The following is a 15,122-nucleotide window of genomic DNA, read 5'->3' as shown; positions in this document are numbered from 1 at the left end:
GATTAAAGGAAAGAGAGGTGATAAAGGTAGAAGGATAGGGATGAGAAGATGAAAAGATTTGATTCTTTTTCGGCCTTTGGTGCTGGGAGGGGAGATTTTACCTTTATCAAAGCGTTGAAAAGCCCTGTGCGACGAGCCTCGCCATTGTCGTTGACCGCACTTTAATGGTATCCTTTAAGAGCTTCCCAGTGAGGTGAGAACATGAAGATCATCTGGATCGTATCCATAGCTCTGATTTTCCTCTCTTGGACGGTAACGGTGATCTGCTATCCGAAGATGCCCGACCGCATCCCGATACACTATAACGCCAAAGGTGAACCGGACGGCTGGAGCAAAAAGGGATTTTGGTCCGTGTTTCTTATACCTCTTATTCAGACTATCATCGTTCCGGTTCTGCTCATACCATATTTCAAACCTCAGTTTTCAAACATACCCACCACCTTCGCCTTGGAATTGATCCCCGAGGAGAAAAAAACCGGAGTCTACCGCCAGATAAAGCGGTTCGTGACCTTGATGGGGTTGTGGATAAGCCTTTTCCTTACCTTTATGGGAGTGGGCATCGCTTTGAACGGTATAGGCACATGGAGAGGTTTAAACCCTATAGCGATCTGGGGATGGACGGCCCTGACAATACCATTAACAGCTGGATTCGCTGTTAAGATCTGGAAGACGGTGAGATCCCTGAGATGATTCGCACGGTTGATCTGACCAAAAGATACGGCCAAATTACAGCCGTCAACCGGCTTAACATAGAGGTCAAATCGGGAGAGATCTTCGGATTTCTGGGTCCGAACGGGGCTGGTAAGACTACCACGATCAACATGCTCACCGGGTTGGTAAAACCCACTTCCGGAACGGCCTATATCTGCGGATACGATATCGTCTCTCAGATCAGACAGGTTAAGGCCATAACCGGACTTATGCCCGATACACCTACCATCTACGAAGGCCTCACCGGAAGGCAATTCGTCAGGTTTATCGCCCACTTATATGAGGTTGACCCTGAGAGGGCGGAGCAGAGGATGGAAGAGCTTTTCGACGTCTTTGAGCTCAAAGAGATGGCAGATGAACTCATAAGGGGATACTCGTATGGCATGCGTAAAAAGCTCATTTTCACCTCGCTTATCGTTCAGGATCCGCAGGTCTTCTTCCTGGACGAACCCACGAGCGGGCTGGATCCGAAAAGCGCCCGAGTGGTCAAGGAGATGCTACAAAAGCTATGCAGGCAGGGACGAACGGTTTTCATGACCACCCACATACTGGAGATCGCCGAGCGGATGTGCGACAGGATAGCCATAATAGACAGGGGAAATCTGATCGCCGTCGGAACGCTTGAGGACCTAAGGGTTCTCTCGCAGGAGAAAGATCTTGAGGACATATTCCTGAAGCTCACCGATTGAGCTTTTCGAGGGCCTCGGCGGCAAGTTTGCCTGCCTGTCCCGCCAGGCGTTCCGTGCCTTCGATCCGTGAGGCTAATTCCTCGGTCGAAAATCCGATCTGAGCTGAGATCGTTTCCACCTTAAATTTATCTTTATCCATTCCCAGGATAAATCCGATTTCCGATCCCCAGCGGTTTGAGAGCCTGAACAGGAGAGATACCTCATCTCGATATCGCTCGGCGGATATCTTCAGGCGTGAGCTTAGAGAGGGGATATCAACCCTTTTCATCGTTCCACCGAACGGTCCTTCACGATCCATTCCGAGATGTACCGAAAACAGGCCTAACAAAGGGAGGTTAAAACGCTTCCCGAGCACCACATATAGGGTCTCCTCCGTGGCTCCGATGGAAAGTGCCGGTATCACGCCGCTTTCACGGATCAAAAGGGCTTTTGCGTTTAAGCTCGGTTCGATCTTCCCTTCATCCGTCGAAAATCTGATCCTACATTCCACCCTCCAGAGGGCTGAATAGAGCGAGAGACCGAAGTTTTCCATGTCGGATGAGACACGAGCGGTGAGGGCAAAGGAGCCTGATCGATCCAGATATGCTGTAGGCGAGTCCACCATGTCGAAATCGATACCCCAGGCGACACCCGCCAGGAGAAGAGCGAAAAGAATGAAAATCGATTTGCCCATCAATACCCCCATGGTTCGGGGAGGAAAAGGCGCCTGTAGGTTTCGAGGGCATATCCGTCCGTCATGCCCGCTATGAAATCACATACAACGCGGTATTTCCCGTCCTTTTCAGCGTTTCGTCTTATATAGGGCGGGATTTCGTCGATGTGTTCGAGGTAATAGTTGAAAAGCGACTCAAGCACGTGTTCGGCCTTCTCGATCTGATCCATCATCCGAGGACAGGTGTACACGTTCTCGTAAAGGTACTCCTTTAACCCCAGGGTTGCCTCGAGTATCGTCTCGTCCATCTCTATGACGGGACGATTGAGGCTGGCCCTGATGACGGCCTTGACCATCGTGTCGATCCTTTCGCTTCTGGCGTTTCCTAACACTTTGACGAATTGATCGGGGAGATCCGATTCGGATATCACCTCCGCCCTGATGGCGTCATCTATATCGTGATTCACGTATGCGATCACGTCGGCAAATCGGACGATCTGGCCTTCCAACGTCTCGGGCATCTCCTCGGAGGTCACGCCGCCTCTGCCTTTTGAGTGTTTGAGTATGCCGTCGCGCGTCTCATACGTCAGGTTCAATCCCTCTCCCTCGTTCTCCAACAGGTCAACTACCCTGAGGCTTTGCTTGGCATGAGCGAAGCCGCCGGGGGTAAGTCTGTTAAGCACGGCTTCGCCGGCGTGTCCGAAGGGGGTGTGTCCGAGATCGTGCCCGAGCGCTATCGCCTCGGTCAGGTCCTCGTTCAGTCTCAAAGCCCTGGCAATCGTCCTGGCTATCTGTGAGACCTCCAGGGTATGTGTGAGCCTCGTCCTGTAATGATCCCCCTTTGGAGCTAAGAAAACCTGGGTTTTGTCCTTCAATCTCCTGAACGCCTTGCTGTGGATTATACGATCCCTATCCCTTTGGAATACAGTTCTGACCTGGCACTCCTCTATAGGACGCAACCTCCCCTTGCTCTCCGCGCTGAGAGCGGCATATGGGGAGAGGTTACGCCTTTCAAATTCCTCCTGTATCCGTCTTATCTCGATCATCTAACCAGAACTCTCTGCTTAAAATGGAACTGAAAATCGATTCTCCGTGGTCTTCCCCTGCCTCTACGATAGATCCTCACCTCGGGGATGATCAGCCTGAACTCCGATACATCCCCCGGGATAGGTTCAAAGACCAACAGGCCGTGTCTTCGAGCGCCGGGGAAGAGCTTAGCACCATCGAATATCGTATCCCGGACGACCGCCCTGAGTGCCCTGAGCTCGTCGTGGGAAACTGTCCTCGTGCAATAGTAAGGCCAGCCGTACCACGGATATCGATATCCCCAGGGCCGCCAATAGGGCTTGTAATACCAGACATCCCAATAAGGATCATACCACCATCTGTATCTAACGGGCACGTAGACGATCACCTTTCGGCCGTATACGGTGCCCAAGATGTCCTTGAAATACTCATATGGCAACGATGCGTACTGATCCCCGTTCTCCGTTATAAGTTGGGCGATGGGATCGACCACGACCTTATTTCTGCTTTTATTGTGGATGGAGAGATCGAAAACGGTATAAAGCGGTCTAACCTTGCCCCAGAATCCCTTCTCGATGTATGGGTTGATATCGATATCATCGGTCAGCGCCATCAGTTCCCTGGTGTCCAGCGGTCTGATGGTTATAGCGATATCCTCCTTTTCCACCGTGATAGCGCCCGTCCTCTCATCAATCCGTAGCTCCTTACCGGTTGGGACCGGTTCTATGAGAGCTGTGATCTGTGGTTTAGCAGCGCATCCGGCCAGGGATAGGACAGCGGTAAGGATAAGGAGAGGTAAAGCCAAACGCCTTGTCATATCGATCACCTCGCCTGAGAAATTGAACGGGGAGCGCGAGGGCATTCTGTAGTTTAACAAAAGATCTGGGGATTTTCAAGAAGCCGATCGGCCCTCCGACATACACCTCCATTGATCTCCATCCCGATTTGTTGTATATTTGGCCGCGCATGTTATGGACATCATGACCCGGGAGGATCGGCCATGAAGCTTGAAAACGAATTTATCGCTCTCACGATCTCGGATGAGAGGGGAAGTTGGAAATTTTTGGATAAGCGGGCGGAGGTTACATGGGAATCACGGCCCGACAGGTTCGGCGAGATCTCGATCAAGACCCAGGAAGGGGTTAAAACCATCCCGCTTATCCCAGACCATATCAATAGGGAAGGTCGCTCGCTCAGGCTCTCATTTCACGATGATCGGTTTGGGAGGCTTGCCCTAAACGTCACGATGGAACTTGTGGGCAATTCCCTGGAGATCTCCTACGATGGGACGGGAGAGATTGGGATCGAGAGCTTAACCCTGCTTGATGAAGGGCTCAGGATGAGCGATAGGGACTCGGCCTATCTACTGGTGCCCGTCAGATTAGGGCTCATGATACCCTCCGACAGCGGCCTGGAATTCACACGCCGATTCGGTACTTTCGACTATGAGGGATGCCACATGGAGATGCTGGGGGCGGTGAAAAACGGGGGAGCGATCCTGGTAACCTGGCATGATCCCTATGTGATCGCTGAGGTGAAAAGCGTCCTTGAGGAGGAAGGACAGCTGCTTTCGGCCTCGTTTATCATGCGCAAGACAGCACGTTCGATCAGGATTTACGCCCTCGGCGTCGGGGACTTCAATCTGATCGCCCAGGAGTATAGAAAGATCGCCAGGGAGAAGGGGTGGCTGGTAACATGGGGTGAGAAGCTGAAAGAACATCCCCAGGCCAAAAAGCTGTTCGGGGCGGTGAACTTCAAGCTCTGGACCGCCCTTGCGAGACGAATCGGCGAGGATCTGAAGGAGGTCTCCGTCGAGGTCAAATGGACCTTCGACGAAGTAGCCCGGATAGCCGAACACCTGAAGGAGGATCTGAAGCTGGAGAGGGTGCTCTTCATCCTGGGCGGGTGGATACGCAAGGGGTATGACTGTCAGCATCCCGATATCCTCCCCGCCGCTCCCGAGTGTGGGGGTAATGAGGGATTACGGGATTGCGCCAGACGGGTGCAGAGATGCGGATACCTCTTCGCACTCCATGATAACTATCAGGATATGTACCGTGATGCGCCTTCCTGGGATGAGGACTACATCATGAAACACCCCGACGGCAGCCTCCACAAGGGAGGGCTGTGGTTGGGTGGAAGGGCCTTCTTGACTTGCTCCAAGAAGGCGGTGGAGCTCGCCAAACGGCCGCAGAACCTGCCCAAGGTGAAGGAGCTCTTCAACCCCGACGTCTACTTCATCGATACCACCTACGCCGCAGGGCTATACGAATGTTTCGACCCGAACCATCCGCTGACCAAGTGGGACGATATGTACTGGAAACAGGTCATATCGGATTACGCCAGGGATCTCTTCGGGCTTTTCGGCTCCGAATGCGGTAGGGAATGGGCGATACCACATGCCGACTGGTTTGAGGGGCTTACGGGCGTAAGCGGAAGATACTATCACAATCTCGATCCCAAATCCTTCGGCGGAACGGTGGTGCCGATCTTCGAGATGGTCTATAGGGACGGGATAGTCATGCACGGCAAATACGGCTATAAGTTCGAGGAGGCGGCCGAATATGTGTTGCACCACGTCAGCATAGGCAGGACTCTGAACTATCATAGTATCGGACCACATCTATACTGGGAGAACGATCGAACGGATGAGCTGCCTTTCCCCCCGGAAGGTGAGCCGGATAGAGCCTGTTTCACAAGGGCCCACAACGGATGGGCCGAAGGGATGTGTCTGACCGACAGGTTTATCAAAAACACCTATGAGATCCTCTCTCCGCTCAATGAGCTCACAAGCCGCATACGCCTGACCCATCTGAGATTTCTCTCAAAGGATAGGCGTGTAAGGGAGACGAGATTTGGAGAGGAGATGAGGGTCGTGGTTAACGGAGGAGAAGGGAACTACATCGTCACATCGGAGCTGGGCGGCGTGGTGGTGCTGCCTCCGTTCGGATTTACGGTGGAATCGCCCTTATTTGTGGCCTTTCACGCTCTGAGCTGGGGCTCGGTGGAGTATGAGAGGCCTGTCCTCTTCACCCTTCGTTCGCTCGACGGGAAACCCCTATACCGATCGGATAAGGTTCGGATCTATCATGGGTTCGGGGATGTGAGGTTGGGTTGGAGGAATGATATAATCGAGGTAAAGGGAGAGATCGTCAGATGAAAGGAGGAGACAACTGTGATTAACAGATCGGTTCTGGATTGGCCGACGGGCGTGACGGTCTTCAAGCCGGAGAAATGCTACAACGGCTATACGGTGGTCACGCCGTATCGTTCAAACCTCATCTTCCTCATCGACATGATAGATCGTCGATTCGGGCATCTATCGGACATATCGTTACGGCTATGATGAGGTTCCCGAAGCCGATCCCGCCTTCAAACGCACTGACGGGCATATGGATGTTCAACCGGTTGCCATATCATCCTCCACGAGGCTGGGGCTGCCGAGATCCTGATCTTTGACGAAGCTTTGGGAATATGATAACATTAATTCGCTCTGAGATAATGATAAGGAGGTTAACCCATGCGTGCGATATTAGCTGTTCTGGGTTTAATGCTTCTTCTTTCACCGGCGTTGATGGCGGCCGAAAAGGGGGTTCTCCGTGTCAGCGGGGATAACTCCTGGGTTGCCTTCGTCAACGGCGAGAAGGTGGCTGAGGGTGCAGACTGGCAACGTCCTACGGTAAGCGAGTTTAAGCTGGATAGAGGGTTTGCCGTCATAGCCGTCTACGTCCACGATGCCGAGCCAGGGGCTTCAGGTAGAGGAGGATTCCTGGCTGACATCATACTCGATGACGGCACCTACATCGGCACCAGCGACTGGCAGGGGGATAAGAAGGACACATGGCCCGGATGGAAGGCGGACGCCGGCAAGCCGATCCAGAGCCGTAAGGATGGCTGGGAGAAACCGGATTACGACGACAGCTCCTGGGAAGAACCCATGGAATATGAGCAGTTCGGCGGCGGTATATGGGGCTTCGGGGCCGCCACGATGAGACAGACGCTGCACGATCCGGACTGCCTCGCACATTGGATATGGGCCGGACCGAACGATCAGGCGGACGACGTCTACTTCAGATACGTGATAGGGGAAAAGGTGGGCGTCGATCCTTCCAGGAAACTCGCCACCGAATGGGGAGCAATTAAATCGAAACGCTCATATTCCCCTTGAGTAGGGGCGAAAGATTTTTCGCCCGTACTATCTATGGCCAATTGTCCGCCGTCCACAGCTCAACCGTCATTTGTAGTTATTAAGTCATTTGGCTTCGCCGTCATTTAAATGACGACAAATGACAATAAATGACCTATAAGCGGCGGACTGCCGAGAGGCGGACGGTAGCTTTAAAAATCTCCGCTACACTCTGCGATAATATGAGCGAATCGAAAGGATGAAGGTTAGGATAAGGAGAGTCGATAAATCCCTTCCACTTCCGGCATATGAGACGGATGGTGCTGTCGCTTTCGATCTTATATGCCGTCAGGAGACCATCATTCAGCCCGGTCAGATCGCCCGGATACCGGCCAATGTGATCGTGGAAGTCCCTGAAGGATACATGCTGATGATCTCTCTCCGAAGCAGCACACCGGCGAAATTCGGCCTGTTGATACCGCATGGGGTTGGAATCATCGATAATGATTACTGCGGCGATGAGGATGAGATAAAAATACAGGTGTTTAACTTCACCGATAAGCCCGTCACTGTACCTCGCGGGGCGAGAATCGCCCAAGGAACCTTCGTTAAGATCGAAAAGGTCTCCTGGCAGGAAGTGGAATCCACAGGCAGAAAGACAAGAGGAGGGTTTGGAAGCACGGGATAGATAGGGGCATGACATACCAAGAGAGGGTTGGCACGCTAAGCCCCACTCATCACACAGCGACGACCCTTTTAACGCCGGGGATGTTCCTCTTCAGCTCCCGTTCGACCCCTATCTGGATGGTCATCTGCGAGAAGGGGCATCCCGCGCAGGCTCCCTTAAGCTTGACCTTGACGATGCCGTCATCGGTGACGTCGACAAGCTCTATGTCGCCACCATCCGCCTGGAGCATCTTCCTTATCCTCTCAAGCGCCTGTTTGACTTTCTCCTTCATTATTCTCAACCTCCTATATGAGTCATCGCCCTGATGTGGGCGTCACCCGGTTTGATTCTATATCCGATCGGCTTGTTCCTAATGGCCTCAAGCATTATCATCGCCAGATCAACTAACCCCATCCCCCCCCTGACGGCCGATTTCAGATCTATCATCTCATCCGACGCCAGGCAAAGTCTCAGCTTTCCGTCGGAAGAGAGTCTGATCCTGTTGCAGCGTGAACAGAAGGGGTGTGAGATGGGACTTATAAACCCTATCAGTCCCAATGCACCCTTCGCCCTATAATATCTGGCCGGACCGCTGGTGGAGGATCTGCTTGCGACGGGTTCGAGATCCATATGAGAGAGCTTCCCCATAACCTCCTTCTCCGAGAGAAACCTGATCGTATGATCGCTGCCGGCGATGGCAAAGGGCATAAGCTCTATAAATCTGACGTGCAACGGACTCTCGAGGGTCAGGCGTGCGAAGTCCTCCACCTCGTCCTCATTTACCCCCTTCATGAGGACCACATTCAGCTTCACGGGGGTAAGCCCCACCTCCTCAGCTATCTCGATCCCTCTCAGGATCTCCTTAGGATGGAAGTCCCCCCCCGTTATGGCTCTGTATCTGTCCCCCCTCATGGAATCGAGGCTGACGTTAACCCTATCTAGCCCGGCCTTCGCCAGCCGCTCGGCCCATTCGGCCAATTTGGTGCCGTTGGTGGTCAGAGTTATCTCATGAATGCCGTCAATCGCCCTTATCATACGGATCAACTCGTCGATATCTCGCCTCATAAGCGGTTCTCCACCGGTGATTCTCACTTTCTCCACGCCGATCATCGCCCCCGCTCTGACGATCCGTTCTATCTCCTCGAAGCTCAGCAGTTCCTCTTTGGGAAGCTTCCTCGCCCCTCCGGCAGGCGTGCAGTATACGCATTTAAGATTACATCTATCCGTTATGGATATCCTCATATAATTTATGATTCTCCCCCACCTATCCAGTGCCATCTTTCAGAGGGTTATCTCCAGGCCTTCATATGCGGCGATGGTTTTAGGGAACTCCCTCTTTGCCTCCTTCTCCATTTGAAGGATCTTTTCATCATCATGATCAGGGTCGTGGTGGAACAACACCAGTCTACCCACGTTAGCTTTCCGGGCGACCTCGACCGCCATTTGAGGCGTGCTGTGTCCCCAGCTTTGATGTGGAGTTCCACCTACACCTACGTATTCATCCATCTCATACTGGGCATCGTGGATGAGCAGATCGGTCCCTCTGGCGAAGTCGATCAATCTGGTATCGCCTCCGACATACCCCTCTACGTCGGTCGCGTAAACTAGACTTTTGCCCTCCTGCTCTATCCTGTATATCATCACACCGTTGGGATGAGCCTTGCTCTGCAGACATCTGATAACAACGGCTCCCCGGGGTATATCGAATTCATCGTGATGCAGATTATGGAGTTCGGGAGCTTTATCCTCGGAGGGGAGGATGATCACCTGCGAGGAATCAATCGACCGGATCGTCTTCAGGGCCGGCATCTCCTTAAGTTGGACGGGGAAAAACGGTGAGATCATAGCGTGTTCGAGCGTCGATTCCAGATCTTCGAGGAAGGTTCGCGGGCCGAACATGAAGAGCTTACATTTCGGCATGTAAGCGGGCTGAAAGAAGGGGAACCCCTGAGTGTGATCGTGATGGGTGTGACTGAAGATCAGAGTGATCAGCATCTCTTTCCGATTCCTATTTTCACGGATGATTTTTTTGCCCAGCGGGATTATCCCCGTTCCGGCGTCGAGAATGATGATTCTCCTATCAGCTCGCACTTCGACGCAGGATGTATTTCCCCCGAACCTCAGTGTGCTCGGACCGGGGACCGGATGGCTGCCTCTGACCCCGTAGAATCTGATTTTCAGGCTCATGAGTTAAACCTCGTCCTTAAGCCACTGGAATCCGCCCGTTTCCGACCATTTTTTCAGCTTTTGGAGGGCTTCGGCCTCTATCTGTCTTATCCTCTCGCGCGTGACGTTAAACCTCTCCCCTATCTCTCTCAACGTTTTGCCCTCACCTTCTTCCTCTTCGGCAAGTCCGAAGCGGAGCTTTATGATCTCCTTTTCCTTGGGTGTTAGCACACTCAGAAGCTCATCGATTCTCTCCTGTCTGATGATGCTTCCGAGCGCCTGTTGTTCGGGTGAAGGCCCTTTATCCTCTATGAAATCCCCTATCGTCGACATCTCATCGCCGAACATAGGGGTATCTATGGAGATCGGCTCGGAGGGGATGGAGAGGAGATCTCTGACCTCTGCCTCCCTCATTCCAATCTCATCGGCGATCTCCTTAACGGAAGGCTCCCTGCCGTATTTCTGTCCCAGCTTGGCGATGGTCTCGTCCACTTTGGAGACCTTGGCTATCACATAGGAGGGGACTCTCACCAGCCGGGCGTGATTGTCCAGCGCTCTGAGAATTGCCTGTCGTATCCACCAGATGGCATATGTGCTGAACTTGTATCCTTTCCTATAATCGAACTTCTCCACCGCCTTTATAAGGCCGATGTTTCCCTCCTGTATCAGATCTGCCAGCGGCACGCCGTAGTCTTTATACTTGAGGGCAACGCTGACGACGAGCCTCAGATTGGAGTTTATCAGTTTCTCCCTTGCCTCCTGATCACCCTGCTCCATCCTCTTGGCCAGCTCTACCTCCTCCTCATGGGAAAGGATCTTGCTTTTAGCAATCTGCCTGATCCACATCCTCAAGGCATCCACGGCCACGCCATCCTTCTTTCTTTCGGGTCTATCCTTCATCCCACACCTCCTTAAGCCGCGGAGCCTAAAGGACCGCTAGGAGCCTTCTTCCCTTTCCAATCAGTTCCTCCTTCGATTCCCTGTGCTCCAAGTCGGGAACTATCGCCCTTTCGGGACATAAGATAACACACTGTGGCCTATCGTAAAAGATGACGCATATGTCATCACCCGACACGTCTATCGAGTATCATCAGGGACATTACATCTCATCCCCTTTCAAGCCCAACTCCCTGAGGGTTTCCCGCTCGAGCTTTCTCAATTGACCTTTGAGGAGCTGTCTTTTAATGAAGGAGATCCTGTCTACAAACAGCACACCGTCGAGGTGGTCTATCTCGTGTTGTAAGGCTCTGGCGAGGATTCCTTCCGCCTCGATCTCGATCTCCCTCTCATCAGTTGACAGGGCTCTTACTAGGATGTGATCTGGTCTAATGACATCGGCGGTGATCCCCGGTATGCTCAGGCAACCTTCCTCGAACACTTCCTCGCCTTCCGCCTCGATTATAACGGGATTGACCAGTATAAGCGGTTTGTAAGCCGGGTCTCCAGGGTTGATATCGACCACGATGATCCTTTTTAGAATACCTACCTGGTTCGCCGCCAACCCCACGCCGTCATATGCGTACATGGTCTCCAGCATATCGCGCGAGAGTTCTATGATCTTCCCGTCGATCTCCTCTATCCTCCCGGCCTTGTCCCTCAAGACCGGATCACCGTATTTTCTGATTTTTAGGGTCGCCATTTTCGATCACTATCCCCGGATATATTCCAAGTTGAACTCAGGGCGTTATGATGATACATTATAGCCCTGAATTGGTCAAGTGCTAAAGCCGTGATGGCGTAGCCGTGTCTTTAAAATATCTAGCAATAAACATGCCATCTATCCCATCCGGACATAATGGAGCCTCTCCCGCCGAGCGGTGTTCCAATAGAGAACGGAAGGCGAGGAGGGGTTTGCGGATTGACACGGAATCGGATCGCGTATATAATGGCATATCAATCCAACTCTCCATCGAGGAGGTCAAAGATGAAGGTCATGGTCATAGGGCTGGATGCCCCGATAGCTCCGCGGCTGTATAACTATGCCAAAGAGGGACATCTGCCCGCCATATGGAGGATTATCGAGAACGGTGTCTACGCCGAAAACTGCCTTGTCCCATTCCCGACCATCACGCCGCCGAACTGGACGACCATAGTGACGGGGGCATCACTGGGAACCCACGGGATAACCTGTTTTAACGTGCATAATCCCGGCGATCCGCTCAATGTGACCCATCAGGGGTTCGATACGGCCGATTGCAGGGCGGAGTATATCTGGAACGCCGCTGAGAGGGTGGGTAAAAGAAGCATCATAATAAACTACCCATCAACCTGGCCGCCGACGATCAAGGAGGGGATCCAAATAGGAGGTGCCGGGCTGTGGGTTAACGAGTGGCGATATAAACAGACGGGCGTCAAATGCACACTGGCAGGTGAACAGCTCTTCGCGACCGAGGAGTACCCACAGGGCACCACGATAAAACTGCGGACGGCCGAAGGATGGGAGAATATGCCCGATGTCAGTCGCGCCCTTGAGGCCGATCTCCCGCTTAAATACAGGTTGGCCGTCTTCGACGTCGAGCCGGTGACATGGTATCTGTTGCTGTTGGATGAAGGAGAGGGATTCAAAAAGGCGATCATATCGGAGGAGAAAAACGTCAAATCGGCTCTGGCTGAGCTGAAGGTCGGGGAGTGGACGCCTAATATAACGAGGAGATTTAAAACCTCAGAGGGTCAGAAGGAGGCGATTTTCAGGTTTAAACTGCTGGAGCTGGAACCGGATGGGTCGGGAGTGAAGCTCTACCTGACACCGCTGTGTGCCCTGGAGGGATGGGGATATCCGGAGGAGATCTGCGGCGAGATAAAATCGGAGGGAGGTCTGCCGATGCCACACGCCGGATTTCAAGCCTTCAACCTGGAGTGGGTGGACGGTGAGACCTTCCTTGAGATACTGGAGCTGGCACACGTCTGGCTGGCCGATGCCGCGGAATATCTGCTTAAGAATAAGGATTGGGATCTCTACTTCATGCATGCCCACTGTCCGGATCACGCATATCACTCCTTCGCCACGAAGATGGATCCACTCACGGCTCAGAGCGATGAACAGGCGAAGTTCTATCAGGATATCGAGCTTAAGTTCTATCAAAGCCTGGACAGGATGATAGGCCGGATCGTCGGATGTTCCGATCCGGAGGAGACGCTCGTCATCCTCGTCTCCGATCACGGCGCCAAAGCCACGACCCATCGCTTCCAGGTGGCAAGAGTGCTGGAGGAGGCAGGACTGCTGGTCTTCCGTCAAACCGAAGAGGGAAGACGTGCGGTGGATTGGTCGCGCACGAAAGCGATCCAACAGCGATCCTGCTATATCTACGTCAATCTGAAGGGACGCGATCCGCAAGGCATAGTCGATCCCGAAGATTACGAAAAGGTCCAGGAGGAGATAATCCATGCCCTATACAACTACACCGATCCGAAGACAGGCAAGAAACCGATAGCGTTGGCCCTCAAAAAGCAGGATGCCAGGATAATCGGGCTATATGGGGATAGGATCGGCGACGTGGTGTACGCGATAACACCGGATTTCGGCGGCCAGCACGGCCCTCATCTGCCCACGGCGAGATTCGGCCTGGGGGATCTGAGGGGATTGTTCGTTATGAGCGGTCCGGGGGTCAAAAAGGGGGAGATACTGAAACGAACGGTACACCTTGAGGATGTGGTTCCGACCATATGTTATCTCGCCGAACTCCCGGTTCCCGAACACGCGGAGGGCGCGATATTGTATCAGGCACTTGAGGATCCCAATCTGAAGCTCAACGAGATGAAAAAGCTGAGAAAAAACTACGAAAGACTCCAAAGTGCCTTCGAGAAGGAACAGGCCCTTGAACACACATACAACGTATGATCTAGGTGGGAGAGGGTCGGGCAGCGATGTGAACTGCCCGACCTTACAGCCTGATCGGTTCACTCCTTCTTAAAAACGCCGAGTATTCCGCTTCTCTCCACTATGTAGAACTCCTCACCTTCAATGGTGATGGGTGTATCGCTGTATTGATCTATCAATATCGTATCGCCGACCTTTATCAGATCCTTCAGCTCCTCGTCGGTTCCCACGGCCACGACCTCGGCCCTCCTCTGTGGCTGGCGGGCCGTTTCGGGGATGATGATTTTCCCCGCGCTCTGCTCCTCCGGCTCATCCAGGAGCTTAACAAGCACCCTGTCGTCCAAAGGCTGAAATTTCATGGCTCTCCTCCTTTCTCATCGTATTCTCAGGAGTTTATCTATTTTCTCCCTATCGAAACCGACGATGGGTCTGTTACCTATGAGCAAAACAGGAACGCCCCTCTGTCCCGTTCTTCTGATCATATCCCTGGCGGCATCAGGGTCTTTTGAGACATCTATCTCTCGAAACCTAAATCCCTTCTGTCTGAGATATGTCTTGACGGCCCTGCACCAGGGACAGGACGGGGTTGTAAACAGAACAATCCTAGGTTGTCTTCTCACCGGTATCATTCCCTCCTTTCCCGGCCGAATATCTCAGCGGCAAGACGGATCAACTGGGCGATCCTGAAATCCCTCACGTGGTAGCAAACTTTATTTTCGCTTCTAACAGGCTCTATAAGCCCCCTATCCCTCAATACAGCCAGATGCTGAGAGACGTTGGGCTGTTTGCTGCCCAGCTTTTCGCTCAGATCTCCGACACAAATCGATCCTTCAAGCAGAATCTCAAGGATTCTGAATCTCACAGGATGCGCTATGGCTTTAAGACAAGAGGTGACCCTTTCGTAATTCATCTAATTCCTTCTCGTCCTCGATCTCCTCCAGCTCCATCATCATACTGACGGGGACGGAATGAGGAGGAATTCGCTTTTGAAGATCATCTTGTTCCTCCTCCAACTTCTGCGCCAGTTTTTCCCTCTCATCTGCCTTAGCCTTCATCAGAGCCATCTCCCCATTAAGTTAGAATATCAGCATATAATTATACTCTAATATCCTTACACCCGTCAAGCGTGATGGTTACCGGCTAGGGCTTTTCAATGATTGTATGATTTAGTATACTATCACAAAGACCACCAGGAAGGAGGTGAGAAAGATGCTCGTGGCGGGCCGATATGTCCATCCCAACAGCTTATTCGCCAGGCTGTCCAAAAT

General features: G+C 52.6%; 19 protein-coding genes. 7 read left to right on the top strand and 12 right to left on the bottom strand.

The window, feature by feature from the left end:
- Positions 1–201 precede the first annotated feature (201 nt).
- Both J7M22_07875 and J7M22_07870 read left to right on the top strand, forming a co-directional pair.
- Positions 202–690, top strand: coding sequence for a DUF1648 domain-containing protein (locus J7M22_07875; GenBank protein MCD6506530.1), 489 nt, complete (start codon positions 202–204; stop codon positions 688–690).
- Entirely contained in the window at positions 687–1,400 is a 714-nt protein-coding gene (locus tag J7M22_07870) for an ABC transporter ATP-binding protein (protein MCD6506529.1), read from the top strand. The genes J7M22_07875 and J7M22_07870 overlap by 4 nt, the downstream gene beginning before the upstream one ends.
- Here J7M22_07870 and J7M22_07865 read toward each other — a convergent pair.
- From J7M22_07865 to J7M22_07855, 3 genes are read right to left on the bottom strand one after another with little or no spacing between them, the layout of a single operon-like run.
- Positions 1,390–2,073, bottom strand: coding sequence for a hypothetical protein (locus tag J7M22_07865; GenBank protein ID MCD6506528.1), 684 nt, complete (start codon positions 2,071–2,073; stop codon positions 1,390–1,392). The genes J7M22_07870 and J7M22_07865 overlap by 11 nt on opposite strands.
- Positions 2,073–3,098: a deoxyguanosinetriphosphate triphosphohydrolase gene (locus tag J7M22_07860; protein MCD6506527.1), complete on the bottom strand. Its 1,026-nt coding sequence runs from the start codon at positions 3,096–3,098 to the stop codon at positions 2,073–2,075. The genes J7M22_07865 and J7M22_07860 overlap by 1 nt, the downstream gene beginning before the upstream one ends.
- Positions 3,095–3,895, bottom strand: coding sequence for a hypothetical protein (locus J7M22_07855; GenBank protein ID MCD6506526.1), 801 nt, complete (start codon positions 3,893–3,895; stop codon positions 3,095–3,097). Before J7M22_07855 ends, J7M22_07860 begins: the two co-directional genes overlap by 4 nt.
- Positions 3,896–4,078: 183 nt before the next feature.
- Between J7M22_07855 and J7M22_07850 the strand changes: the two genes are divergently transcribed.
- From J7M22_07850 to dut, 4 genes are all read left to right on the top strand, one after another.
- The gene (locus J7M22_07850; protein MCD6506525.1) at positions 4,079–6,238 is read left to right on the top strand and encodes a hypothetical protein; all 2,160 of its coding nucleotides are present in this window, start codon (positions 4,079–4,081) and stop codon (positions 6,236–6,238) included.
- A 15-nt stretch (positions 6,239–6,253) separates the two neighbouring features.
- Positions 6,254–6,424, top strand: a complete 171-nt coding sequence (locus J7M22_07845; GenBank protein MCD6506524.1) for a hypothetical protein — start codon at positions 6,254–6,256, stop codon at positions 6,422–6,424.
- Positions 6,425–6,598: 174 nt separating this feature from the next.
- Positions 6,599–7,246 (top strand): hypothetical protein, encoded by a 648-nt coding sequence (locus J7M22_07840; GenBank protein ID MCD6506523.1) that lies wholly within the window; start codon positions 6,599–6,601, stop codon positions 7,244–7,246.
- 217 nt (positions 7,247–7,463) lie between these two features.
- Positions 7,464–7,892, top strand: a complete 429-nt coding sequence (gene dut / locus J7M22_07835) for a dUTP diphosphatase (GenBank protein ID MCD6506522.1) — start codon at positions 7,464–7,466, stop codon at positions 7,890–7,892.
- 49 nt (positions 7,893–7,941) lie between these two features.
- On the opposite strand, the gene J7M22_07830 is transcribed toward dut, so the two are convergent.
- The 5 genes from J7M22_07830 to def form a co-directional block, all read right to left on the bottom strand.
- Positions 7,942–8,163, bottom strand: coding sequence for a NifU family protein (locus tag J7M22_07830; GenBank protein ID MCD6506521.1), 222 nt, complete (start codon positions 8,161–8,163; stop codon positions 7,942–7,944).
- Between the two features lie 5 nt (positions 8,164–8,168).
- On the bottom strand, positions 8,169–9,149 hold the full coding sequence (moaA, locus tag J7M22_07825; protein ID MCD6506520.1) for a GTP 3',8-cyclase MoaA: 981 nt from the start codon (positions 9,147–9,149) through the stop codon (positions 8,169–8,171).
- Positions 9,150–9,152: 3 nt separating this feature from the next.
- A complete protein-coding gene (locus J7M22_07820) occupies positions 9,153–10,058 on the bottom strand; it encodes an MBL fold metallo-hydrolase (protein ID MCD6506519.1) in 906 nt (301 codons plus the stop codon).
- A gap of 3 nt (positions 10,059–10,061) precedes the next feature.
- On the bottom strand, positions 10,062–10,937 hold the full coding sequence (locus J7M22_07815) for a sigma-70 family RNA polymerase sigma factor (GenBank protein ID MCD6506518.1): 876 nt from the start codon (positions 10,935–10,937) through the stop codon (positions 10,062–10,064).
- Between the two features lie 199 nt (positions 10,938–11,136).
- Positions 11,137–11,676: a peptide deformylase gene (gene def / locus J7M22_07810; protein MCD6506517.1), complete on the bottom strand. Its 540-nt coding sequence runs from the start codon at positions 11,674–11,676 to the stop codon at positions 11,137–11,139.
- A 285-nt stretch (positions 11,677–11,961) separates the two neighbouring features.
- Here def and J7M22_07805 point away from each other — a divergent pair, with 285 nt between their 5' ends.
- Positions 11,962–13,875, top strand: a complete 1,914-nt coding sequence (locus J7M22_07805; protein MCD6506516.1) for an alkaline phosphatase family protein — start codon at positions 11,962–11,964, stop codon at positions 13,873–13,875.
- 59 nt (positions 13,876–13,934) lie between these two features.
- On the opposite strand, the gene J7M22_07800 is transcribed toward J7M22_07805, so the two are convergent.
- The 4 genes from J7M22_07800 to J7M22_07785 are packed head-to-tail and all read right to left on the bottom strand — an operon-like array spanning position 13,935 to position 14,909.
- Positions 13,935–14,213 carry a co-chaperone GroES gene (locus J7M22_07800; GenBank protein MCD6506515.1) on the bottom strand — a complete coding sequence of 93 codons (279 nt, stop codon included), beginning with the start codon at positions 14,211–14,213 and terminating at the stop codon, positions 13,935–13,937.
- Between the two features lie 15 nt (positions 14,214–14,228).
- Positions 14,229–14,483 carry a glutaredoxin family protein gene (locus J7M22_07795; protein ID MCD6506514.1) on the bottom strand — a complete coding sequence of 85 codons (255 nt, stop codon included), beginning with the start codon at positions 14,481–14,483 and terminating at the stop codon, positions 14,229–14,231.
- Positions 14,480–14,764: a winged helix-turn-helix transcriptional regulator gene (locus J7M22_07790; protein MCD6506513.1), complete on the bottom strand. Its 285-nt coding sequence runs from the start codon at positions 14,762–14,764 to the stop codon at positions 14,480–14,482. Before J7M22_07790 ends, J7M22_07795 begins: the two co-directional genes overlap by 4 nt.
- Positions 14,733–14,909 carry a hypothetical protein gene (locus J7M22_07785; GenBank protein ID MCD6506512.1) on the bottom strand — a complete coding sequence of 59 codons (177 nt, stop codon included), beginning with the start codon at positions 14,907–14,909 and terminating at the stop codon, positions 14,733–14,735. The genes J7M22_07790 and J7M22_07785 overlap by 32 nt, the downstream gene beginning before the upstream one ends.
- Positions 14,910–15,122: the final 213 nt, after the last annotated feature.

The sequence above is a fragment of the Candidatus Poribacteria bacterium genome (genome assembly GCA_021162805.1).
Classification (GTDB): Bacteria; Poribacteria; WGA-4E; order B28-G17; family B28-G17; genus JAGGXZ01.
Note: the sequence above shows the minus strand (reverse complement) of the source record. Positions and strands in the feature narration are given on the sequence as shown.